The organism is Nocardia sp. alder85J (assembly GCF_020176955.2).
Lineage (GTDB): Bacteria > Actinomycetota > Actinomycetes > Mycobacteriales > Mycobacteriaceae > Nocardia.
Genome location: NZ_JAIUCZ020000008.1, coordinates 212,669 through 233,381, shown reverse-complemented (window position 1 = coordinate 233,381; position 20,713 = coordinate 212,669). Strand labels below are relative to the sequence as shown.

The 20,713-nt window shown below is 70.2% G+C and carries 18 protein-coding genes and 1 pseudogene; 8 read left to right on the top strand and 11 right to left on the bottom strand.

Annotated features, from left to right (window positions below):
- Nucleotides 1-11 precede the first annotated feature (11 nt).
- From LBW94_RS29250 to LBW94_RS29240, 3 genes and pseudogenes are all read right to left on the bottom strand, one after another.
- Nucleotides 12-887, bottom strand: coding sequence for a dioxygenase (locus LBW94_RS29250; RefSeq protein ID WP_225058319.1), 876 nt, complete (start codon nucleotides 885-887; stop codon nucleotides 12-14).
- A 72-nt stretch (nucleotides 888-959) separates the two neighbouring features.
- A pseudogene (locus LBW94_RS29245) lies at nucleotides 960-2,015 on the bottom strand (maleylacetate reductase); the annotation flags it as partial.
- A 128-nt stretch (nucleotides 2,016-2,143) separates the two neighbouring features.
- The gene (locus LBW94_RS29240; RefSeq protein ID WP_225058241.1) at nucleotides 2,144-3,133 is read right to left on the bottom strand and encodes a LysR family transcriptional regulator; all 990 of its coding nucleotides are present in this window, start codon (nucleotides 3,131-3,133) and stop codon (nucleotides 2,144-2,146) included.
- 289 nt (nucleotides 3,134-3,422) lie between these two features.
- Here LBW94_RS29240 and LBW94_RS29235 point away from each other — a divergent pair, with 289 nt between their 5' ends.
- A complete protein-coding gene (locus LBW94_RS29235; RefSeq protein ID WP_225058242.1) occupies nucleotides 3,423-4,685 on the top strand; it encodes an MFS transporter in 1,263 nt (420 codons plus the stop codon).
- 99 nt (nucleotides 4,686-4,784) lie between these two features.
- Here the strand turns inward: LBW94_RS29235 and LBW94_RS29230 are convergent, their stop codons facing one another.
- On the bottom strand, nucleotides 4,785-5,624 hold the full coding sequence (locus LBW94_RS29230; RefSeq protein ID WP_225058243.1) for an NAD(P)H-binding protein: 840 nt from the start codon (nucleotides 5,622-5,624) through the stop codon (nucleotides 4,785-4,787).
- 148 nt (nucleotides 5,625-5,772) lie between these two features.
- Here LBW94_RS29230 and LBW94_RS29225 point away from each other — a divergent pair, with 148 nt between their 5' ends.
- The 3 genes from LBW94_RS29225 (at nucleotide 5,773) to LBW94_RS29215 (ending at nucleotide 8,753) form a co-directional block, all read left to right on the top strand.
- Nucleotides 5,773-6,834, top strand: a complete 1,062-nt coding sequence (locus tag LBW94_RS29225) for an Lrp/AsnC family transcriptional regulator (RefSeq protein ID WP_225058244.1) — start codon at nucleotides 5,773-5,775, stop codon at nucleotides 6,832-6,834.
- 49 nt (nucleotides 6,835-6,883) lie between these two features.
- A complete protein-coding gene (locus LBW94_RS29220) occupies nucleotides 6,884-7,456 on the top strand; it encodes a TetR/AcrR family transcriptional regulator (RefSeq protein WP_225058245.1) in 573 nt (190 codons plus the stop codon).
- A gap of 85 nt (nucleotides 7,457-7,541) precedes the next feature.
- Nucleotides 7,542-8,753, top strand: a complete 1,212-nt coding sequence (locus LBW94_RS29215; protein WP_225058246.1) for a Cmx/CmrA family chloramphenicol efflux MFS transporter — start codon at nucleotides 7,542-7,544, stop codon at nucleotides 8,751-8,753.
- Nucleotides 8,754-8,886: 133 nt separating this feature from the next.
- Here LBW94_RS29215 and LBW94_RS29210 read toward each other — a convergent pair whose 3' ends face one another.
- A complete protein-coding gene (locus tag LBW94_RS29210; RefSeq protein ID WP_225058247.1) occupies nucleotides 8,887-10,767 on the bottom strand; it encodes an ABC transporter ATP-binding protein in 1,881 nt (626 codons plus the stop codon).
- Nucleotides 10,768-11,278: 511 nt separating this feature from the next.
- Here LBW94_RS29210 and LBW94_RS29205 point away from each other — a divergent pair.
- Entirely contained in the window at nucleotides 11,279-12,214 is a 936-nt protein-coding gene (locus LBW94_RS29205) for a DNA-3-methyladenine glycosylase family protein (protein WP_225058248.1), read from the top strand.
- Between the two features lie 6 nt (nucleotides 12,215-12,220).
- Here LBW94_RS29205 and LBW94_RS29200 read toward each other — a convergent pair whose 3' ends face one another.
- The 5 genes from LBW94_RS29200 to LBW94_RS29180 form a co-directional block, all read right to left on the bottom strand.
- Nucleotides 12,221-13,486 (bottom strand): ABC transporter substrate-binding protein, encoded by a 1,266-nt coding sequence (locus LBW94_RS29200; RefSeq protein ID WP_225058320.1) that lies wholly within the window; start codon nucleotides 13,484-13,486, stop codon nucleotides 12,221-12,223.
- Entirely contained in the window at nucleotides 13,483-14,409 is a 927-nt protein-coding gene (locus tag LBW94_RS29195) for a carbohydrate ABC transporter permease (RefSeq protein ID WP_225058249.1), read from the bottom strand. The genes LBW94_RS29200 and LBW94_RS29195 overlap by 4 nt, the downstream gene beginning before the upstream one ends.
- Nucleotides 14,399-15,265 (bottom strand): carbohydrate ABC transporter permease, encoded by an 867-nt coding sequence (locus tag LBW94_RS29190; protein WP_225058250.1) that lies wholly within the window; start codon nucleotides 15,263-15,265, stop codon nucleotides 14,399-14,401. Before LBW94_RS29190 ends, LBW94_RS29195 begins: the two co-directional genes overlap by 11 nt.
- A 26-nt stretch (nucleotides 15,266-15,291) precedes the next feature.
- A complete protein-coding gene (locus LBW94_RS29185) occupies nucleotides 15,292-17,220 on the bottom strand; it encodes an acyl-CoA dehydrogenase family protein (RefSeq protein ID WP_225058251.1) in 1,929 nt (642 codons plus the stop codon).
- A 145-nt stretch (nucleotides 17,221-17,365) separates the two neighbouring features.
- Nucleotides 17,366-18,550: an AAA family ATPase gene (locus LBW94_RS29180; RefSeq protein WP_225058252.1), complete on the bottom strand. Its 1,185-nt coding sequence runs from the start codon at nucleotides 18,548-18,550 to the stop codon at nucleotides 17,366-17,368.
- A 100-nt stretch (nucleotides 18,551-18,650) separates the two neighbouring features.
- On the opposite strand from LBW94_RS29180, the gene LBW94_RS29175 reads away from it, so the two are divergent.
- From LBW94_RS29175 to LBW94_RS29165, 3 genes are all read left to right on the top strand, one after another.
- Nucleotides 18,651-18,923 (top strand): hypothetical protein, encoded by a 273-nt coding sequence (locus LBW94_RS29175; protein WP_225058253.1) that lies wholly within the window; start codon nucleotides 18,651-18,653, stop codon nucleotides 18,921-18,923.
- Between the two features lie 366 nt (nucleotides 18,924-19,289).
- The gene (locus LBW94_RS29170) at nucleotides 19,290-19,904 is read left to right on the top strand and encodes a C40 family peptidase (RefSeq protein ID WP_225058254.1); all 615 of its coding nucleotides are present in this window, start codon (nucleotides 19,290-19,292) and stop codon (nucleotides 19,902-19,904) included.
- Between the two features lie 63 nt (nucleotides 19,905-19,967).
- The gene (locus tag LBW94_RS29165; RefSeq protein WP_225058321.1) at nucleotides 19,968-20,351 is read left to right on the top strand and encodes an RNA-binding S4 domain-containing protein; all 384 of its coding nucleotides are present in this window, start codon (nucleotides 19,968-19,970) and stop codon (nucleotides 20,349-20,351) included.
- 100 nt (nucleotides 20,352-20,451) lie between these two features.
- Here the strand turns inward: LBW94_RS29165 and LBW94_RS29160 are convergent, their stop codons facing one another.
- The gene (locus tag LBW94_RS29160) at nucleotides 20,452-20,661 is read right to left on the bottom strand and encodes a DUF397 domain-containing protein (protein WP_225058255.1); all 210 of its coding nucleotides are present in this window, start codon (nucleotides 20,659-20,661) and stop codon (nucleotides 20,452-20,454) included.
- Nucleotides 20,662-20,713 lie beyond the last annotated feature (52 nt).

Sequence of the window (20,713 nt, the reverse complement as noted above, 5' to 3'; positions counted from 1 at the left end):
TGCAATGATATTCAGCGATCCTCCGGCGCCAGCACGATATCGAACCGGGTCCGGGTCCAGGTGCGGTCGCCGAGATCGCGGCCGTCGGGTGTCGCGGTCCCGGCCGGCTGCCGATCGAAGCGCCTGATCAGCGAGTCTTTCACGCCGAAGACGCTGTCGCCGACCGCCAGTTGCGGATCGTCCGCGACGAAGATGTGTGTCACCAGGGTGCGGAAGCCCGGGGCGACCACCATGAAATGCAGATGAGCGGCTCGCACCGGCGTGCGCCCGGCCGCCGCGAGCAGTTCGCCCACCGGCCCGTCGTTCGGGATCGGATACGGCGTCGGGGTCAGGCCCCAGAATCGGTACCGGCCCTCGGCATCGGTGTGGAAGTGCCCGCGCCCGGCCGACACGTCACCGGGATACTGCACGTCGTAGTACCCGTCGGCGTCGGCCTCCCACACCTCGACCCGGGCCCCGGCGATCGGACTGCCGTCGGTACCGGAGACAGTGCCCGCCACCCAGCACGGTTCACCGGTCGCACCCCGGGCGATATCCCCGCCGAGCGCGATCTCCGGCGAGTTCTCGACGAAGAACGGCCCGAACACGGTGGCCTCGGTCGCGTTGCCGTTCGCCGGATTCGACACCGTGATCGTCTGCATCGAGGCGCCCAGCACATCCGACAGCAGGATGAACTCCTGCCGCCGGTCGTCGGTGATGTGCCCGGCCCGGGTGAGGAATTCGATGGCCGCGTTCCACTCCCCCGCACTGAGCCGGACCTCGCGGATGAAGGCGTGCAGATGCCGGGTCAGCGCCTGCATCAACATCTTCAGGCGCGGGTCGGCGGCGCGGTCGAAGGCGGCGACCACCCGATCGGTCAGCGCCTGTTCCCGGATCGCCTGTTCCACCTCGGCCGGCGCCGCCGGATTCGAGCCGGTGCGCGCGGCGGTCAGCAGATCGGTCAGATTCGCGGCGGTCACCGGCACCGGATTGGACGGCGGCGCCACCGCCAGCACCCGCGGCACGGCCACCGCGACATCCTCGGCGCCGAACCCGAATTCGGCCAGCGCCGTCGGCGCAGCCACCGCCCGGTACAACTCGCCCAGTGCCCCGATCGCGGCAGCCGGTCCCGAGGCGGGCACAACCGGTGGACGGCCGAGCGCGGTGGCCAGCCGCCCGGCCAGATCCGGTACCGCCGGGGCATTGAACGCCAGCACATGCGGCAGCACGACGGCATGGGTCCGGGCATGCGGCAGATCGAAGGTCCCGCCCAGCACATGGCAGATCTTGTGATGCAATCCAGACCCCGCGGAGGCGAAGGCGACCGCGGCCAGATAACACCCGTACAGCGCCCGTTCCCGCGCCGCCCCGTCGCCCGGCTCGGCCACGATCCGCCGCAACGCCGTCGCCAGCGCCCGCGCCCCCTCCAACGCCATGGCCTGATTGATCGGATCCGCTCGCGGCGCCCACAACGAATCCACGCAGTGCGCCAGCGCGTTCAGCCCGCTGGCCACCGCCGCCTCCACCGGCAGCGACCCGACCAACTCCGCGTCGTAGACCACCGCGACCGGCAGCACCGCCGGATCGGACCCGGTCCGCTTCCCGTCCGCATCGGTCACCCCCCACACATCGGTGGCCTCCGACCCGGCATAGGTGGTCGGCACCGCCACGATCGGCAGCCCGCTGGTCAGCGCCACCGCCTTCGCCAACCCGATCGCCGACCCGCCCCCGACGGCCACCAGCACATCCACCCCGGCCGCCGCGGCCGCAGCCCGCGCCCGCTCGGCATTGTCCACCGGCACGTGCTGCCGGACCTCGGTCCAGCGCAACGCCACCGGAAGCACCGCGGCCAGCCGATCGGCATTCGCGGTATCCCGCGTCGACGCGATCACCATCGCCCGCGCCGCCCTCAGCCGCTCCGCCTCGGCCCGCAACAACTCCGCCGCCCGCCCCCGCCCGAATCCGACCCGCTGCCCCAGCGTCTCGTGCGTGAACGCGATACCGGACCCGGCCGAGTGGGTGGACGACTCAGTCATATCGGCGCCTCTCTGCATCGATTCGCCCCGGCCACCCGGCCGCGGACCCGCACGACAGCATCCCACCGAATACCCCGGCCCCCTCCCCCCACACACCGCGTACGGATCCCGCCGAGGGGACTCGTGCCTCACGGTTGGAAGATCGTGCGATCCGGCTCCGGAATCCAGCAGTCGGCGAGGATGTCGGCGCTGTAGTTCTGCCGGACATGATCGATCAGGTCCGGTAGCGCGGGGTGGGGATCGGCGGTCGACCAGAGCAGGGCGTAGGGATAGGCGGGGGTGGGGTCCAGGACCGGCAGTCGGCGGATGTGCGGATGCCAGGGGAGATGCAGACCTGCGGTGGCGAACATCGACAGCGAATCCGAGGCGGCGATGCGGTCGAGCACACCCGACTTACCGAACAATCCGCGAGCTCGGTCGTTCTCCCGTTCGGGCTCGCCGCCGGGTTCGCGGCCGGTGAGTATCGTGATCCCGCTGAATTCCGCCCAATCCCGGTAGTAGTCCGCCCATTCCGAGGGCACCGACGCGCCGGGCGCCCAACTCGGGTACGGCACGATGTCGGCGGGGGTGACCGCGGGGCGACCGGCGAGCGGATGCTTCGTACCGACCAGCAGATGCCACGGGTCCACCAGCGCCGCGACGATGCCGATCCCCGACGGTAGCCGGCGCGGGCCGCCGTGCGGGCGGGCGAAGGTGGCATCCACGCGGCCGTTGAGCAGGGCGTCGCGGCCGGATCGGAAGGCGGTGCCGATCACGAGCTCGATGTCCGCCTCCAGGTGCCGATCCACGTAATACCGGACCAGATCCGCCGCCGCCTCTCGCTCGTTCTGCACGGCGATCCGCAGCGGACGGGTCTCCGGCTGCGCGGCGACGACCGTATCGGCCGCGGTTTCGAGCAGCGATCGCGCATGCGGCAGCACCCGCTTCCCGGCGGCGCTGATCACGCTGCCCGAGGACGTCCGGTCGAACAGGCTCACCCCGAGCTGGCCTTCCAACTTCGCAATCCGCTTGGACACCGCCTGCTGGGTGAGCCCCAGCACGGCCGCCGCATATCCGAACTGCCCCTCGTCGACCGCCGTCACGAAGGCTCGCACGGCCGCAAGGTCCAGGTCTGTCACTCCACCTCCCTCGAACACCGCATCCGTGCGTAGTTGGTTGTGGAGGATAACGCACCCGAAGCTCCGGTACGGGATCGGGCGTCCCGGCGCGCCGTAAGGTCGCGGACCGGATTTCGCACCGAAAACCGTTAGCGTTCAGGGATATTCGACCAGGGCCGCGACACGCCCGGACGCGTCACCGCTCCGGCCGCACTGTCCCGATTCCGGCCTCACTGGACAACTGCTGGTTGTGTACCCGGAACGGCCGGTTGTTTGTCCGATGGTCCGGCGTCCGCTTTGATCACCTCCCATGGCATGGGGAACGAGAACGCTGCGGGCGGCTGTGCGGGGACCGGAACTGGGCCGGGAGTTCCGGTGGCTGTGGGCCGCGTATGCCGTCGGCGCTTACGGATCCGGGTTCGGGCTCGGGGCATTTTCGATCGTCGCCGTACTCGCGCTGCACGCGGGACCGGCGGCGGTGTCGGCGCTGCCCGCAGCGGGGCTGGCCGTGGGTGCGGTGCTGGCGGTGCCGCTGGCGCCCTGGGTGGAGGCGCGTCGCAAGCGGCCGGTGATGATCGCGATGGATGTGGGCCGCTTCGCCGCGATGCTGAGCATCCCGGCCGCCTACCTCCTGGGCATCCTGACCTATACCCACCTGCTGCTCGTGGTGGTGCTGGTGGCCACCGCCAAGATCGCCTTCAACGCGGCCAGCGGCGCCTATCTGAAAACGCTTGTGCCCGAGCAGAATCTGATCGTCGCCACCGGACGGTTCGAGGCAACCAACTGGACCTCGGTGATCATCGGTCCGCCGCTCGGCGGCGCGGCGATCGGGATCTTCGGCCCGGTCGTCACCATGGCGGTCGACGCGATCAGCTATCTGCTGTCCGCGCTGGGCATCTCCGCGATCGGTCGAGGTGAACCGCACCCCGGCCATCCGGCCACGCCGGGGCTGCGCGTCGGGGATCTGCTCGACGGCTGGCGGCACATCCTGTCTCATCCGTCGCTGCGCCCGCTGCTGTTCAACACGAATCTGTGCAACGGACTCATCATGGCCGGCGAGCCGCTGATAGCCGTGCTCATGCTCCGCCAGCTCGGCTTCGCGCCGTGGCAGTACAGCCTGGCCTTCGCCGCACCGTGCGTCGGCGGACTGATCGGCGCCCGCAGCGCGGCCCCGCTCGCGCGGCGGTTCGGCCGGCACAGGATCATGATCGCCGCCGGCGTGCTGCGCGCGTTCTGGATCATCGGCCTGGCCTTCGTCCCCCGCGGCGTGCCCGGCCTCGCGCTCGTCATCGCCGTGCAGTTCGGACTGGTCACCAGCTGCGGTGTCTTCATTCCGATCTTCGCCGCCTATCGCCTCGAACAGACCCCCAGGGAGCTCGCGGCGCGCACCCTGTCCTCGTGGTCGGTGACCAGCAACCTGTCCATCGCGGCCCTGACGATGGTGTTCGGCGGGCTCGCCTCGGCGACCGGCGTGCGCACGGCGCTCGCGGTCGCCGGGGTCGCCATGCTGGCCACGCCCCTGCTGCTGCGCAGCGTGCCTGCGACCCCGACGCCGCAGCCGGTGAGCGCGTGAGGTGAGCGATATCGACGCACTCGGGATCGATGTGGACGATTCGCCGCCCCGGGTCGTGGCGGCCCTCAGCGCGGTCGCATGATCGGTTTCCTCGGGGGCTCAGGCGAATTCGGGCCGATGTGCCTGCGCCCACCGGGCGAAGCCGCGCGCGGGCCGCCCGGTCACCTGTTCCACCGTCGGATGCACGATCGAGGTGAACGACTCCAGTGCGGTGGCCCGCAGCGCCATGATGGCGTCGGCCATCTCCGCGTCGACCCCGAAGTGCACCAGGGCCGTGCGGGCCTGTTCCGGCGAGGTCTCCACATAGTGCAGCGGCCGGCCGAGCACCTCGGCGAGGATCTCGGTCTGCTCCCCCGGTGACAGCGGTTGCGGACCGCTGAGCGTGTAGGTGCGGCCCAGATGGCCCGGCTCGGTCAGCGCGCGCACCGCGACCGCCGCGATGTCCTCGGGTGCGATGACGGCGATGCGACCCTGGCCGTACGGTGCGTACACGGTGTCCCGGTCCCGGATCGTCGGCGCCCAGTGCAGCGCGTTGGCCATGAAACCCAAGGGCCGCACGATCGTCCACGGCACGCCGCTGTCGCGCACCGCCTGTTCCCCGGCCCGGTGCCAGTTCGGGATCGGATCGGTGGCGGCCGGATCGCCGGACCGCCCCGACGACAGCTTGACGATCCGGCCCGCCCCGGCCGCCGCCGCTGCCTTCGCGACGTGGGCATCGTGGCGGGCCAGATCCGGTCCGGTGGACAGCAGGAAGACGGCGTCGGCCCCGGCCAGTGCGGGGGTGAGGCTGTCCGGTTCGTCGAGATCGGCCCGGACCACCTCCACTCCGGCCGGTAATCCGGCCTGCTCCGGGCGGCGGGTCACCGCGCGCACGGGCAGGTCCGCCGCGCGCAACTGCTCGACCAGCGCGCGTCCGACGGTTCCGGTCGCACCCGTCACGAGAATCCTGGGAATTCCTCTCCGTACCGGCCGCGGGATGTTCCGCAGCCCACGACCAGGGTGCGAGCGGTCGCGGCCGGTGATCCATCGAGCACGGTGATCCCGCCGATATTTTCCGTACCACCGTCGATATCGCATGATTGATTCCATGCTGGACGAGACGGACCGCGGCCTGATCCATGCCCTGCACCTCGACGGCCGGGCCCCCTTCAACCGGATCGGCGAGGTGCTCGGGGTGTCGACGCAGACGGTCGCGCGCCGCTACCGGCGGCTGCGGGCCGGGGCCGGGCTGCGCGTCGTCGGCCTGCCCGATCCGGGCCGGACCGGCGGCGCCCAATGGCTGCTGCGCCTCACCTGCACCCCCGCCGCGGGACAGCGGCTGGCGCAGGCGCTGTCGCGCCGGCCGGAGACCTCGTGGGTGATGCTCACCTCCGGCGGCACCGAAGTGTTCCTCATCGTGGACGCGCCCGGACCGGACACCCCCGCCCTGCTGCTGCACGACCTGCCGCGCACCTCGGCGATCACCGGCATCTCCGCCCACTACGTCCTGCACACCTACCTCGGTGGCGCCACCGCCTGGCCCGGCCGGTTACGTCAGCTCGGCCCCGAGCAACAACGAGAACTGCTGGCGCCCGACGACTCCGGAGCGGAAACCGGTGGAGCGACCGGACGCACCGCGCCGGGCACCCGTTCCGGCGGTACGGCCGGGCCGGTGTCCTCCGCCGATCCCACACCGGCGGCAGCGGGTCGGGTGGCAGGGCCCGCGGATGCTGCCTTGTTTGCGGCACTGCGGGCCGACGGCCGGACGACACTCGCGGATCTGGCGGCCGCCACCGGGTGGTCGGCCACGACGGTGGCTCGGCGGATGGGGGAGTTGCGGGCCGGTGGCGCACTGTATTTCGATGTCGAGCTGGACGACCGGTCACTGGGCATCACCACTCGGGCCCTGCTGTGGGCGGCCGTGGTGCCGGGGCGGCTGGACGAGGTCGGGCACACCTTGTCCCAGCATCCGGAGCTGGCCTTCGTCGCCGCCACCACCGGACGCACCAATCTGGTGGCCGAAGCGCTGTGCCCGGATCCGGCGGCGCTGCACACCTATCTGACCCAGCGCCTCGGCGCCCTGGACGCCGTGCACACCCTGGAGACCACGCCGGTGCTGGCGACGGTGAAGGCGACCTCGCAACCGGACGTCACCTCGCCCCGGCGCTGAATCCTCTTGTTTTGGACTGTTCTATCCAAAACTTGGTAGGGTAGGCGGCATGGCGCGACCCCGGCAGTTCGACGAGGAGGGCGCCGTCGCGGCGGCGATGCGGGCGTTCTGGATCGCCGGATACGACGGGGTGTCGACGCAGCAGCTCTGTACGGCAACGAGTCTGGGGCGCAGCAGCATCTACAACACATTCCGGAGCAAGCGGGATCTGTTCGAGCGGGCGCTGCGGCGGTACATGGCGGATCGGAACGCCGAGACCTTCGCGCTGCTGGACGGGCCCGGGTCCGCGCGGGAGAAGATCCGGGCGTTGCTGTACCGGGTGGTCGACGCCGCGGCCGGCGACCCGCTCGGCTGCCTGGTCGTGAACGCCACTGTCGAACTGGGGCAACGGGATCCGGAGGTGGCGCGGTTGTTGCAGGCGGATCTGCACCGGCGGCTGGCGGCGCTGACCACCGCTCTGGTCGCCGGGCAACAGGCGGGGGAGATTGCGGCCGAACGTGATCCGGCCGATCTGGCGCAGTTCGTGGTCGCGACCATCGGCGGGATGCAGGTGGCCGCACGGGGTGGAGCGGATCGGGCCACCCTGGCCGCGATCGCCGAGGTCGCGCTGGCCGCCCTCTGAGCGGTTCGGCCCGGAATTCGTTGTCGGCCGGTGCGTTTCGTGCGCACCTATTTTGAACTGATTGATCCAAAACAGGAGGAATCCGATGCCGCTGGTCGTCTACGCACTCGGCCTGGCGATCTTCGCGCAGGGCACCTCGGAACTCATGCTCGCCGGGCTGCTCACCGCAATCGCGGGCGACCTCGGGGTCACCGTGCCCCGGGCGGGCCTGCTGATCTCCGCCTTCGCGATCGGAATGCTGTTCGGGGCACCGATTCTCGCGATTCTCACGGCCCGCTGGTCCCGGCGGGCCGCGCTGCTCACCTTCATGGCGATCTTCGTCGCCGCGCATATCGTTGCGGCCCTGACGGATTCGTATGCGGTGCTGTTCGGGACCCGGGTGGTGGCCGCCTTCGTCTACGCCGGGTTCTGGTCGGTGGCCGCCGCCGGTGCGGTCGCCGCGGTGCCCGCGACGGCGCGCGCCCGGGCGATGAGTGTCGTGGCCGGTGGGCTCACCCTGGCCAGCGTCGTCGGCCTGCCGCTGGGGACCTGGGCCGGTCAGCTGTGGGGGTGGCGGTCGGCGTTCTGGGGCGTCGCGGTGGCGTCGGGGCTGGTGGCGTTCGGGGTGCTGATCGTCGTACCGCACGGACGGCCCGCCGCGCCGCCCCGGGTGCGGACCGAATTACGGGCGCTGGCAACGGGTCCGGTGGTACGGCTGTACGGGACGACGATGCTCGCCACCGGCGCCGGGCTGGCGGTCTTCGGCTATCTCGGCGCGCTGCTGACCACGACCACGCGGTTGCCGGCGGGCTGGGTGCCCGTGGTGCTGGGCGGATACGGCGTCGGAATGTTGCTGGGCGTGCTGCTCGGCGGCCGGGTCGCCGATGCTCATCCCACTCGTACCCTCGCCGTGGGCGTCACGGGGCTGGTACTGACCGCCGCTGCGCTGGCCGGGACCGCACATCACGCGATCGTGGTGATTCCGCTGGTATTCCTGTTGGGCGTCTTCGGTTTCGTCACCAATCCGGTGCTGAACAGCCGGGTCTTCCTGCTCGCCCCGGCGGCGCCGACGCTGGCCGCCGCCGGGAACGTGGTGTCGTTCAACGTCGGTATCACCGTGGGACCGTGGCTGGGCGGGCTCGCGCTCGGCGCCGGATTCGACTATCCGGTGGTCGCCTGGATCTGCGTCGCGCTCGCGACGGCCGCCCTCGGCGTGGTCGGCTGGTCGGCGGTGGCCGAGCGGCACGGGCCACCCGGTTCCGCCGCGGACATCCCGGCGTCCGTGCACGATCCGTGTGCTGCGACAGCAGGTCGATGATCTCGGTACGGTCGGACAGGCTTCGCCCGGTGGTGCTCATCGGAATTCTCCTCCGGTCGATGGGCACCACCAACGCTGGAGTCTGACGTTACGTCGGGTTCGAGAGCCGAATATGCCTGAATCCCAGGGGAATTCAGGCCACTGCCGGTTCCGGGTCGTCGGCGAACTGGGTGGTGTAGAGCTCGGCGTAGCGGCCGCCGGCGGCCAGCAGTTGGGTGTGTGAGCCGTGCTCGACGATGCGGCCCGCTTCCACCACCAGGATCTCGTCGGCGTTGCGGATGGTGGCCAGGCGGTGCGCGATGACCAGGGCGGTGCGCCCGGTCAGGGCCTCGGTCAGTGCTTCCTGGACGGCTGCCTCGGAGGTGGCGTCCAGGGCTGCGGTGGCCTCGTCCAGGACGACCACGCGTGGTTGTTTCAGCAGTAGGCGGGCGATGGTGAGACGCTGGCGTTCGCCGCCGGAGAGGCGGTAGCCGCGTTCGCCGACCACGGTGTCCAGGCCGTCGGGCAGGCTTTCGATCAGATCGGACAGGCGGGCTCGGCGCAGGGCGTCCCAGAGGTCGGGCTCGGTGGCTTCCGGTCGCGCGAGTTGCAGGTTGGCGCGGATCGTCTCGTGGAACAGGTGGCCGTCCTGGGTGACCAGGCCGACGGTGTCCTGGAGTGAGCGGGTGGTCAGTCGGCGGACGTCCACGCCGTTCAGCCGCACCGCGCCGGAGTCCACGTCGTACAGGCGTGAAACCAGTTGGGCGATGGTCGATTTGCCTGCGCCGGAGGAGCCGACCAGGGCGATCATCCGGCCGGGGGCCGCGCGCAGCGAGATGCCGTGCAGTACCTCGTCACCGCCGCGGGTGTCCAGGGTGGCGACATCTTCGAGGGACGCCAGCGACACCTTGTCGGCCGCCGGGTAGCCGAAGCGCACGTCGTCGAGTTCCACGGTCACCGGGCCGGGCGGAACCTCCACCGCGTCCGGGGCCTGCGCGATCAGAGGTTTCAGGTCGAGGATCTCGAAGACTCGCTCGAAGCTCACCAGCGCCGACATGATGTCGACCCGGGCCCCGGCCAGTGCGGTCAGCGGGGCATACAAACGGGTCAGCAGCAGGGACAGCGATACCACCGCGCCGGCGTCCAGTTGGCCGCGTAGGGCGTACCAGCCGCCGAGGCCGTAGACCAAGGCCACTGCCAGTGCCGAGACCAGCGTCAGTGCGGTCATGAAGGTGGTTTGCAGCATCGTGGTACGCACCCCGATGTCGCGGACTCGGGCAGCTCGCAGGGCGAACGCGTCGGATTCCAGGTTCGGGCGTCCGAACAGTTTCACCAGGGTGGCGCCGGGTGCGGAGAAGCGTTCCGTCATCTGAGTGCTCATATCGGCGTTCAGTTGGTTGGCTTCACGGGACATGACGGCCGCGCGAACGCCGGTTCGGCGGGCCGGGAGCATGAACAGGGGGAGCAGGATCAGCGCCACGACCGTGACCTGCCAGGACAGGCGGACCATGACGGCCAGGGTGAGTAGGAGGGTCACCAGGTTGGTGACCACGCCGGACAAGGTGGTGGCGAAGGCTCGCTGGGCGCCGATCACGTCGCTGTTGAGACGGCTCACCAGGGCGCCGGTGCGGGTGCGGGTGAAGAAGGCCACGGGCATCTGCTGGACGTGGTCGAAGACGGCCGTGCGCAGGTCGAAGATGAGTCCCTCGCCGATGCGCGCGGACAGCCAGCGGATGATGATCCCCAGGCCGGCGTCGGCTATGGCCACCAGTCCGATCACCGCTGCCAGCGACACGACCGTGGCGGGGGCTGTACGACCCACGATGTCGTTGACCACCCTTCCCGCGAGCACGGGATTGGCGACTGCCAGCAGAGCCGAGGCGACACTGGTGACCAGGAATCCCAGCAATGAGAAGCGATGAGGTCGGGCGAACTCGAGCATTCGGTGGGCGGTGATTCGGGTGAGTGCCGGAGATCTGGAGGGTGCGTAGGTTCCCCGGTACAGCTGGTTGCGGGCGACCGCCTCGATGTCCATCCGCCTTCTCCCTCTCGTCAGGGTTGTTCAACCCGTGGACACCGACATTAAGACCTCAACGATGGTTCAGGGCAAGGGGTTCTGGTGTTTTGGCCTCCGCTTCGCCGCGGCGGGTTCTGGTTCGGCCATTTCCGCAACCGCCCTGGGTGCGGGACAGGGTTCGGCAGCCGCGCTGGGGTCGGGGTGGCCTCGGTCGGATCGGGGGTCTTTCGAACTTTCACCGGGCGGCCAGGGGACCAGGCGGCCGGATGGGGGCTGCCGCGGCGGCCGGTGGTGGGGGTCAGCTGCCGAAGGGCAGGGTGCCGGGGGGGATCTGGTAGCCGGAGCTGCCGGCGGCGACGCTGCCCCAGGCGTTCAGCAGGGCGTTGAGGATGGTGGTGATCATGGGCGTTCCTTCGTGGTTGCTTGCCACCCGGGGGTGGGTGGGACATCAGGTTCATCGGAGGTCGTGATCTTTCTGTTATCCGTGGGTGGGGGTGGTGCGGCCCACAGCGGGGGGTGGTCGCAGAATGTGGCGGTGGGATCGAGGAGCGGCGACGGTGCGGTGCGGACGGTGACGGCCGATCGGGCCGTCGACCTGGCGCACACGCTGGCGCCGCTGCGGCGGGGGGCCGGAGATCCCTGTCATCGGACCACCGCGGACGGGGGGCACTGGCGGGCGGCACGGATGGCCAGCGGGGTGGTCACCTATCGGCTGGAGCAGAGTGGGCCGTGCGCGGTGGCGGCGCGGGCCTGGGGGACGGGGGCCTCGGAGTTTCTGGACGGGTTGCCCGGGTTGCTGTGTCTGGACGAGGACGTGTCGGGGTTCGAGCCCGTGCATCCGAAGATCGTGGAGGCGCATCGGCGGTTTCCGGGGTTGCGGATGCTGCGTACGGGGCTGGTTTTCGAGGCACTGGTGCCCGCGGTGCTGGAACAGCGGGTGCACACCATATCGGCGCGGGCGTCGTGGCGGCAGCTGGTGTGGAAGTTCGGGGAGCCGGCGCCGGGGCCCACGCCGGCGCCGATGCGGGTGCCGCCGGATGCGGACACCTGGCGGCACATTCCGTCCTGGGTCTACCACCGTGCCAATGTCGATCCGCAGCGGTCCCGCACGATCGTGCTGGCCGCGCGGATGGCGGACAAGCTCGAGCAGGCCGCGACCATGACGCATGCGGAGGCGGCGCGGCGGTTGTGTGTGGTGCCGGGGATCGGGGTGTGGACGGCGGCGGAGATCGCGCAGCGTGCGCTGGGGGATCCGGACGCGTTGTCGGTGGGGGATTTTCATCTCGCGTCGATCGTGGGGTGGACGTTGCTCGGGCGGGCGGTCGACGACGACGAGATGGTCGGCTGTCTGGAACCGTTGCGGCCGCATCGGTATCGGGCGGTGCGGTTGCTGGAGGTCGCGGGTTTCGCGCGCAAGCCGAAGTTCGGGCCGCGCACGCCGCTGGTGGATCACAGCCGGATCTGACCTCGGTCAGGACCCGGCGGCCGCCGCTCGTCCGGCGGCCTGAGCGCGGGACAGGGCTTCCGGCACCGGGATCCGGCCCTGGAACATCTCGGCGAGCACGGCGGTGACGGCCTCGAGTGCGGCCGGGAAGCCCGGTCCGCCACCGGGTTCCGTGCGTCTGCCGGCCAGGACCTCGAGGAAGGGCGACACGTCGACTCCCGCCCGGGTCCAGAAGTCGCGGTACAGGTGCTGGTCGGCGACGACGGCGGGGATGGTGGCGCCGTCCGCCGCGAGGTAGGCGTTGCCCTCGGCGCTGCCGAGCCAGGCCAGCACCCGGCGGGTCGCCTCGGGGTGCCGGGAGGCGGCGTTGCCGGCCACACCGATCGAGTTGTTCGTGGACACCCGGCCTGCCGGTCCCGCGGGCATCGGCGCGACGCCCCACGGGAAGTGGGCGCCCTTCGCGATCTGTGCCAGGTTGAAGGTCCCAGACTGGAACAGTGCCAATTTTCCGTGCAGGAACGCGTTCTTCGCGAAGTCGGAGGTGGTGGCGGTGTCGGCGGCCGAGGGGGCCAGCCGGTCGGCGATCAGGCCCACCAGATAGCCGAAGGCCGTGACGCCCGCCGGGCTGTCGAAGGCGAAGGCGCCGGAGGCGTCCTGGAACCGGCCGCCGGCGGAACCCAGATACGGCAGCTCCAGCGACTGGAAGTCGTTGCCCGCGTTGTATGCCCACGGCGCGGCGGCCGCGAGCCGGCGCAGCACCGGGCGGAAGGTGTCGTCCGGGCCCCAGCGCAGGCCGGACAGCTCGGCCGGCGCCACTCCGGCCGCGGCCAGCAGGTCCCGGTTGTAGTAGATCGCCGTGCCGCCGTCGACGAATTGCGGTACGGCCCAGAGGGTTCCGTCGCGGGTGTACTGAGCGACCGCCGCGGGGTCCCAGGTGCGGACCGCCTCGGGGCCCAGGGCCCGGCCGATGTCCATCAGGCGGCCGGCATCGGCGTAGTCCTCGTAGAGGTTGGTCCAGAACAGGTCGTCGGCGGTGCCGCCGGCCACGTCCAGGCGTAGTTTCTGCTGGTAGTTCGCCCAGGGGACGACCGTGATCCGTACCCGCACATCGGGGTCGGCGCGTTCGAAGGCGTCCAGTGACGCGCGGTACGCGGGGACGAAACTCTCGTCCCAGATGCGCAGGCGCACCACCGTGCCGCCGCCGTCGGTGGTGCGGCCCAGCCAGAGTGCGGCGGCCACCAGGAGGACGGCGGCGAGTGCGATGCCCAGCACCGCTCGGGTCGAGGCCTTCATTTCAGTCCCGTCCACGCGATCGAGCGCAGCACCTGGCGCTGGAACACCAGGAACAGCAGGATCAGCGGCACGACCGCCAGGGTGGTCGCGGCCGTCACCAGGGTCCACTGGGTGTTGTACTGCGTCTGGAGGTTCGCGGTCGCCACCGTGAGAACCTGCCAGCGGTCGCCGCTGCTCGCCACCAGCGGCCAGAGGAAGTTGTTCCACTGCGACACCACGGTGATCAGGGTCAGCGTGGCCAGGATGGGGCGGCTGACCGGGACGATCACGTGCACGAGAGTGTCGAGGGTGTGGGCCCCGTCCAGGCGCGCGGCGTCGAGCAGTTCCTCGGGTATCGATCGGAAGTACTGCCGCAGCAAGAAGATCGCGTACGGGGAGCCGAACACGAACGGAATCACCAACGCCCAGAAGGTGTTCAGCCAGCCGAGATGCGCGAACATCAGATACAGCGGGATCAGGGTGACGATCGGGGGCACCATCATGGTGCCGAGATATCCCCAGAACAACGCGTCGCGGCCCGGGAAATCCAGGCGAGCGAAGGCGTAGGCCGCCAGGACGGCGGTGATCAGCTGGCCACCGGTGACGAACACCGTCATCAGCGCTGTCACCAGGACCGCGCGGCCCACCCCGTGATTCAGCACGGTGTGGAAGTTGCTCCAGGTCACCGGGTTCGGCGGTGCGAGCGGCGACCCGGCGGCGAACTGAGCGGGGGTCTTCAGCGCGGTCGCCGCGCTGAGCAGGAGCGGGGCCACGGCCAGCAGCGCACCGGCGCACAGCACGAGATATGCGGCGGCGGAACGGGACAGCGCCGCGGCCCGGCCCGGGCGGGGCCGGGAAACGGTGTGCGTCCGGGCAGTACCGGTCCCGTCGTCCGACAGTGGTTCGGTCCGGAGCGGTTCGGTGGACACCGGCTCAGTACTCATAGGTGGTCCGATCGCGGAACCAGCGGTGCTGCACCGCCGTGATCGCCAGCATCACCGCGCACACCACCAGGGCCATCGCCGCCGCCCGCCCCGGGCGGGCCGCGTCGAACGCCTCACCGAAGATGCGCATCGCCACCACATCGGTCCGATGGTCGGGGCCGCCCTTGGTCAGCGCGTACACCGTGTCGAAGGTCTGGAAGGCCGCCAGCATCCCGGTGACCAGCACGAAGAACATGGTGGGCCGCAACAGCGGCAGCACCAGCCAGCGGATCCGCCGCCAACCGGTGGCGCCGTCCAGGGCGCCCGCGTCCAGCAGGTCCGCGGGGATGGCCCGGATTCCCGCCACGAAGAACAACGCCACGTATCCCACGTTCGACCAGATGCTCACCGCCGCCACCGAGGGCAGCGCCAGCGCGGGTTCGGACAGCCACTCGATCCGCCGCCCCAGCACCGCGTTCAGTGCCCCACCGGTCGGGGCGAACACCCACTGCCACACCACGCCGACGGCGACCGGCGCGCACATCCACGGCAGCGCGTACACCACTTGCCACGCGGTGCTCCCCCGTCGCCGCGCCAGCAGCGCGGCGACGGCGAAGCCGAGCACCGTCTGCACCGGCACCACCAGCGCGGTCAGCGCCAGCGTCACCAGCAGGGCATGCCAGAACGGCCGGTCGCCGAGCACCGCCCGCCAGTTCTGCCAGCCGACGAATCGCACCGGTCCCAGCAGATTCCAGCTGTGCACGCTCAGCCAGGCCACCACGGCGATCGGCAGCAGCAGGAAGCAGCCGACCCCGATCAGGCTCGGCAACAGCAGCGCGTATCCGGTGAGCGCCCGGCGCACGACCCGTCGGCTCATGCCCGGGACGCTACCGGGCGGACGGCTCAGTCGTCGGTCAGGTGGAACGGGGTATGCAGGTTCGGTTCGGCGCTGGGGCCGAACTGCCATTCGGCGATCCACGGGCCGGTGTTCTCGCTCGGGTCCAGCACGCCCTCCTCCAGCCAGCGGTAACGGCCGTCGAGCAGGTCCCGGGTGAGGGTGGTGTCGGCGTCGTCGGTGTTGTCCCAGAGGGTGTCGAACAAGTGCCGCACCCGGATTCGCGACTGGCGGCAGAAGGTGTCGGCCAGCTCCGTTGCGCCGGAGGCGGGGTCGGTGTCCGCCCGGGCGCGCACGCAGGCCGCCGACATCGCGAACAGTTCCGCGCCGATGTCGACGATCCGGCCCAGGAATCCCTGCCGGTATTCGAGTTTCGCCTGCCAGCGCGCCATCGCGTACATCAGCGCGCGGGCCTGCTTGCGCGACATCCGCTCGACGAAGCGCAGATGCGTTGCCAGCGGCCCGAATTCGGTGAAGCTCGACGGCACTGTGCCGGGGCCGACCGTGAGCTGCGGGAACCACCCGGCGTAGAAGCGGCCCGCGCCGACGGCCGCCTTGGCCTTCGCGGTCGTCCTCGCGGTGCGGTCGACCAGCGCGCCCGCCGCGGTCATGTGGGCGTCGGCCATCTCGCGGGCGATCAGCAGCCGCATGATCTCGCTGGAGCCCTCGAAGATCCGGTTGATGCGCAGGTCCCGGACCAATTGCTCGGTGCCGACGGCGCGTTCGCCGCGGGCGGCCAGTGAGGCGGCGGTCTCGTAGCCGCGGCCGCCGCGGATCTGCACCAGCTCGTCGGCGATCACACAGGCCATCTCGGAGGCCCACAGCTTCGCCAGCGCCGCCTCGATGCGGATGTCGTTGCGATCCTCGTCGGACATCGCACCGGACAGCTCCAGCGCCGCTTCCAGCGCGAAAGTCGTTGCGGCGATGAAGGACAGTTTGGCCGCGACGGCGCCGTGCTCGCCCACCGGACGGCCCCACTGCACCCGGGTGGCCGACCATTCCCGGCCGATCTTCAAGGCCCACTTGGCCGCCGCGGTGCACAGCGCCGGAATGGCGAGGCGACCGGCGTTCAGGGTGGTCAGCGCGATCTTGAGGCCATCGCCCTCGCGGCCGATCAGATTGGCCCGGGGCACCCGCACCCGGTGCATCCGGGTGACGCCGTTCTCGATGCCGCGCAGCCCCATGAACGCGTTGCGCCGCTCCACGGTGATACCGGGCGAATCCGCCTCCACCACGAAGGCCGAGATACCGCCGCGATGCCCCTCGCTCGCGGGCACCCGGGCCATCACCACCAGCAGTTCGGCGACCACGCCGTTGGTGGTCCAGAGCTTCACGCCGTCGAGTTCGTAGGCCGTGCCGTCGGCGGTGGGGGTGGCCGTGCAGGCCATCCGCGCCGGGTCGGATCCGACATCGGGTTCGGTGAGCAGGAAGGCGCTGATCGCGCCTTTCGCGCAGCGGGGCAGGAACTCTCGCCGCTGTTCCGGGGTGCCGGCCAGTTTCAGCGGCTCCGGCACGCCGATCGACTGATGCGCCGACAGCAGCGCGCCCAGGCTGGGATGCGCCGAGCCGACCAGCATCAGCGCCTTGTTGTAGCCCACTTGTGACAGGCCCTGGCCGCCGTATTCGACCGGGATCTTCAGGCCGAAGCAGCCCCGTTCCGCGAGGCCGCGGACGACCGCGTCGGGGATGCGGGCGGTGGCCTCGATCTCGGCGCCGTCGATGGTTTCGACGAAGGCGCGCAACTGTTTCAGGTAGTCCTCGGTGCGGGCGGCTGCCGTGGCCGCGGGCTGCGGGTACGGGTGGATGAGATCCAGCCGGAACCGGCCCAGGAACATCTCCTTGGCGAACGACGGCTTGGCCCAGCCGGATTCGCGGGATTCCTCGGCCAGTGCCCGAGCCTGTTCCTCGGTGGCGTGCACTTTCGCGGTGGTCGCCATGATGCCCTCCTCGACAGTGATGGGGATCACATTCGAGTGTAGGAGCGGCGGTTACCGACGGGTAGGGCATTCGGCAGGGAAATCTACCGATATCTAATGATCATGGTAGACGGGCGAAGAGGTGGCTACCGGACCGCGCCGGGGATCACTGCACGCCTCGCAGATAGCGGCCGAAATGCGGCACGGTGAAGCCGATGGTGCCGCGTTCGGCCGAATAGATCAGCCCCTTCTTGATCAGCCCGTCCCGCGCCGGTGACACCGATGCGGGCTTGCGACCCAGTTCCTTCGCCACCGCGGCGGTCGCCACCGGGCCGTCGTCGCCGGCCAGATCGGCCATGGCGCGCATGTATTCGCGCTCGGCGGGGGTGGCGCGCTCGTAGCGCGAGCCGAAGAAACCCACGGCCAGTTCCTCCTCCGCGGCCGGGGCGGCCAGCTCCACATCCTCGGCGGTGATCGGGCTCTGGGTGGCCGCGTCCCAGGTCGCCTTGCCGTATGCCTGCACGAAATACGGGTAACCGTCGGCCTTCTGGTACAGCGCGTCCAGCGCCGCGTCGCTGAACTTCACCTGCTCCCGATCGGCCGGTGCGATCAGCGCCTGGTCGGCGGCCGGTCGATCCAGCCGGTCGATGCGGTGGTAGCCGAACAGCCGCTCGGAGTAGCTCTTCGAGGCCGACAGCACGGCCGGCAGATGCGGCAGGCCCGCGCCCACCACGATCAGCGGCGCGGCCTCCTGGCTGAGCTCGTGGCAGGCCGCGCAGATCGCCGAGATGTCGGCCGGGCCCAGATCCTGCATCTCGTCGATGAAGATCGCGATACCGACGCCGACGCCGCGGGCCACCTCCGCGGCTTCGAGCAGGAGTTCCACCAGGTCGATCTCGATATCGCCGGAGTCGGCGCGGCCGGTCACCGCGGGCACGTCGATGCCCGGCTGCCAGCGCTCGCGCATACCCTTGTCGGCGGTCGAGCGCAGCGCGAAAGCCTTGAGGATGCCCAGGAAGTCGTCGACCAACTCCGGATTGCGGTGCGCCACCGCGATCGCCCGGACCGCCATGTGCAGCGCCGAGGCCAGCGGCCGGCGCAGCTCCTGATCGGGCCGGGCCTCGAGTTTGCCGGTGCCCCAGCCACGTTGCCGGGCGGCCGAACGAAGCTGATTGAGCAGCACCGTCTTTCCGACGCCACGCAGGCCGGTGAGCATCACGCTGCGTTCCGGGCGGCCGCGGGCCACCCGCTCCAGCACGATGTCGAACGCGTCGAGTTGTTTGTCGCGCCCGGCGAGTTCGGGAGGCCGCTGGCCGGCGCCCGGGGCGTACGGATTTCGCACGGGGTCCATGCCGCTACACCGTAGCGCCTCCGAAGGGAAATATCGGGCTGTCTAGAGCCTGTCCTAGACGGTGGCCGGCCGGGGCCGCGAAACCCTCTAGGCTGTGGGCATGTCGGAGCAGTCCGGCGCCGGGGAGCCGGTGCCCACGGTCGCGGAGGTCGTCGAGTCCTGGAAGGTGCCCGCCGACGCTCCGGTCGCCCTGCAGATCCGGCACAACATCCTGGTGGCGATCGAAGGTGGCTATGACGACCCGCAACTGGTCGCCGATCTGGCCGTCGGGCCGCTGGTGGTCGCGGTGGGCCGGCTCGAGGTGGACCTGGCCGACGCGCGCCGCCGGATCGCGGCGCTGGAGCAGGCTCTGACCCGGCGCGACGCCGACTGAGCCGAACCGGCGCGCAGCCGCCTGAACAGCACCTGTCCGGCAGATGTCGCGGCGGTGCCGTAACGCTTCCGCGAACAGGTTCGATAACGCCTGTAGCCGAGTCGATATCGCGCCGTGACCCTATCGCCGGTGTTGCGTCGCCCGGCGTGTCCTGGGCTTTTGCCGTCGGGCCCAAAAGTGACAGCCGTTCGAGTGGACAAGCTCTCGGCCGTAGCCGTAATCTTCTCGTGACTTAACGAAGTCAGTCGCATCACGGCAGAGAAGCGGCTCGTTGGGTCAGCTTCACACAGGAGATTCGGTTCGGTGGGTAGACACAGCTTGCAACGGGAATCTCGGCTTCCGAGTTCCGTGAAGGGTGCGCTCGTAATGGGCGCCGTAGCCGCCTCGACCGGTGCTATACCGGCTATTTCGAGCGCTGCCACCATCAACATCCCCGGCGTCGGTAACTTCGACGTGCCGGTCGACTCGCAGTGGGACCAGCAGGTCTCGCAGGTCAACCAGGCGCTCGCCGACCACGCCGATCAGATCAAGGCGGTCCAGCAGGTCGTCGCGCCGCAGTCGATGGCGCCGCTGCAGGGTCCCGGTGTCCCCGGCTTCGCGCCGGTGCTGCCCGATCTGTTCCATCAGCAGGACCACAGCGTCGGCTCGCAGGCGCTGGATGTGGCGCGCTCCAAGATCGGCGCCGAGTACGTGTGGGGCGCCTCCGGGCCGTCCAACTTCGACTGCTCCGGTCTGGTGCAGTGGGCGTACAAGCAGGTCGGTGTCGACCTGCCGCGCACCAGCTTCGAACAGTCGCACGTCGGTATCCCGATCGCCTACGAGAACCTGGCGCCCGGCGACCTGATCATCCAGAACGGCGGCGGCCACGTGTCGATGTACGCCGGCGACGGTAAGATCCTGCAGGCACCGCAGTCCGGTGAGACCGTCAGCTACGCCTCGTTGAACCCCAACGACATCGTCACCATTCGCCGGATGGCCTGAGCCGATACCTGCGACTCGGCTCACTCCGGCCGTAACCGGTCGACGTGAGCCCGAGGAGTATTTCTGGATCAGCATGGTGGGACCGCCCGGGTCGACTGCTGGATTTGGGCGGTCCGTTTGTTCAAAACTCGTTCCGCCGCGGCCGAAGCATGCCGCGGCGGACACGTGCGTGTGAACGGTGTCGCCGTGAAGCCCGCTCATCAGGTGAAACCCGGTGACGAGGTACGGGTTCGGGTGGCCGGGCACGAACGCATCGTCCTGGTGGAACGGGTGGTGGCCAAGCGGGTCGGTGCCGTGATCGCCGCGCAGTGCCTGATCGACAAGAGTCCGCCGCCCCCGTCCCCCGAGATCATCGCCTCGCTGCCGCGTCGCGACCGGGGGTCCGGCCGTCCGACGAAACGCGAACGCCGCGAAACGGATCGGTTGCAGGGTCGATCGCCCGACTGAACCGGTCCAGGGATCACCACACCCGAACCGTTATGGAATGCGCTGTCGGCCGGGCCGTTCCACTTTTGCCCTTTCGGAAACGGCCCGGACCGCGGAGCGATCAGTGTCGGCGGGCCTCGAAGGCTCCGCCGCGCACGCCGTCGACGAACGCGCTCCATTCGCCCGGCCCGAAGATCAACGCCGGGCCGTCCGGATTCTTGCTGTCGCGCACGCCGATTCGCCCGCTGTCGAGAAAGGCCACCTCGACGCACTCCTTGGCACCGCTGCGGGTGCTGGTGAACCAGCGCGCGTCGACCAGCTCGTTGTCCATTACCGTTCTGTCCTTTCCGGCGGGAGCCGACGGGCCTTGCGCCGAGGGGACT

What these genes read in the sequence shown, in the direction of transcription:
- LBW94_RS29235 (WP_225058242.1), top strand. Translation starts at nt 3,423, where the DNA reads ATGGCATGGGGAACGAGAACGCTGCGGGCGGCTGTGCGGGGACCGGAA.
- LBW94_RS29225 (WP_225058244.1), top strand. Translation starts at nt 5,773, where the DNA reads ATGCTGGACGAGACGGACCGCGGCCTGATCCATGCCCTGCACCTCGAC.
- LBW94_RS29220 (WP_225058245.1), top strand. Translation starts at nt 6,884, where the DNA reads ATGGCGCGACCCCGGCAGTTCGACGAGGAGGGCGCCGTCGCGGCGGCG.
- LBW94_RS29215 (WP_225058246.1), top strand. Translation starts at nt 7,542, where the DNA reads ATGCCGCTGGTCGTCTACGCACTCGGCCTGGCGATCTTCGCGCAGGGC.
- LBW94_RS29210 (WP_225058247.1), bottom strand. Translation starts at nt 10,767, where the DNA reads ATGGACATCGAGGCGGTCGCCCGCAACCAGCTGTACCGGGGAACCTAC.
- LBW94_RS29200 (WP_225058320.1), bottom strand. Translation starts at nt 13,486, where the DNA reads ATGAAGGCCTCGACCCGAGCGGTGCTGGGCATCGCACTCGCCGCCGTC.
- LBW94_RS29195 (WP_225058249.1), bottom strand. Translation starts at nt 14,409, where the DNA reads ATGAGTACTGAGCCGGTGTCCACCGAACCGCTCCGGACCGAACCACTG.
- LBW94_RS29190 (WP_225058250.1), bottom strand. Translation starts at nt 15,265, where the DNA reads ATGAGCCGACGGGTCGTGCGCCGGGCGCTCACCGGATACGCGCTGCTG.
- LBW94_RS29185 (WP_225058251.1), bottom strand. Translation starts at nt 17,220, where the DNA reads ATGGCGACCACCGCGAAAGTGCACGCCACCGAGGAACAGGCTCGGGCA.
- LBW94_RS29180 (WP_225058252.1), bottom strand. Translation starts at nt 18,550, where the DNA reads ATGGACCCCGTGCGAAATCCGTACGCCCCGGGCGCCGGCCAGCGGCCT.
- LBW94_RS29175 (WP_225058253.1), top strand. Translation starts at nt 18,651, where the DNA reads ATGTCGGAGCAGTCCGGCGCCGGGGAGCCGGTGCCCACGGTCGCGGAG.
- LBW94_RS29170 (WP_225058254.1), top strand. Translation starts at nt 19,290, where the DNA reads ATGGGCGCCGTAGCCGCCTCGACCGGTGCTATACCGGCTATTTCGAGC.
- LBW94_RS29160 (WP_225058255.1), bottom strand. Translation starts at nt 20,661, where the DNA reads ATGGACAACGAGCTGGTCGACGCGCGCTGGTTCACCAGCACCCGCAGC.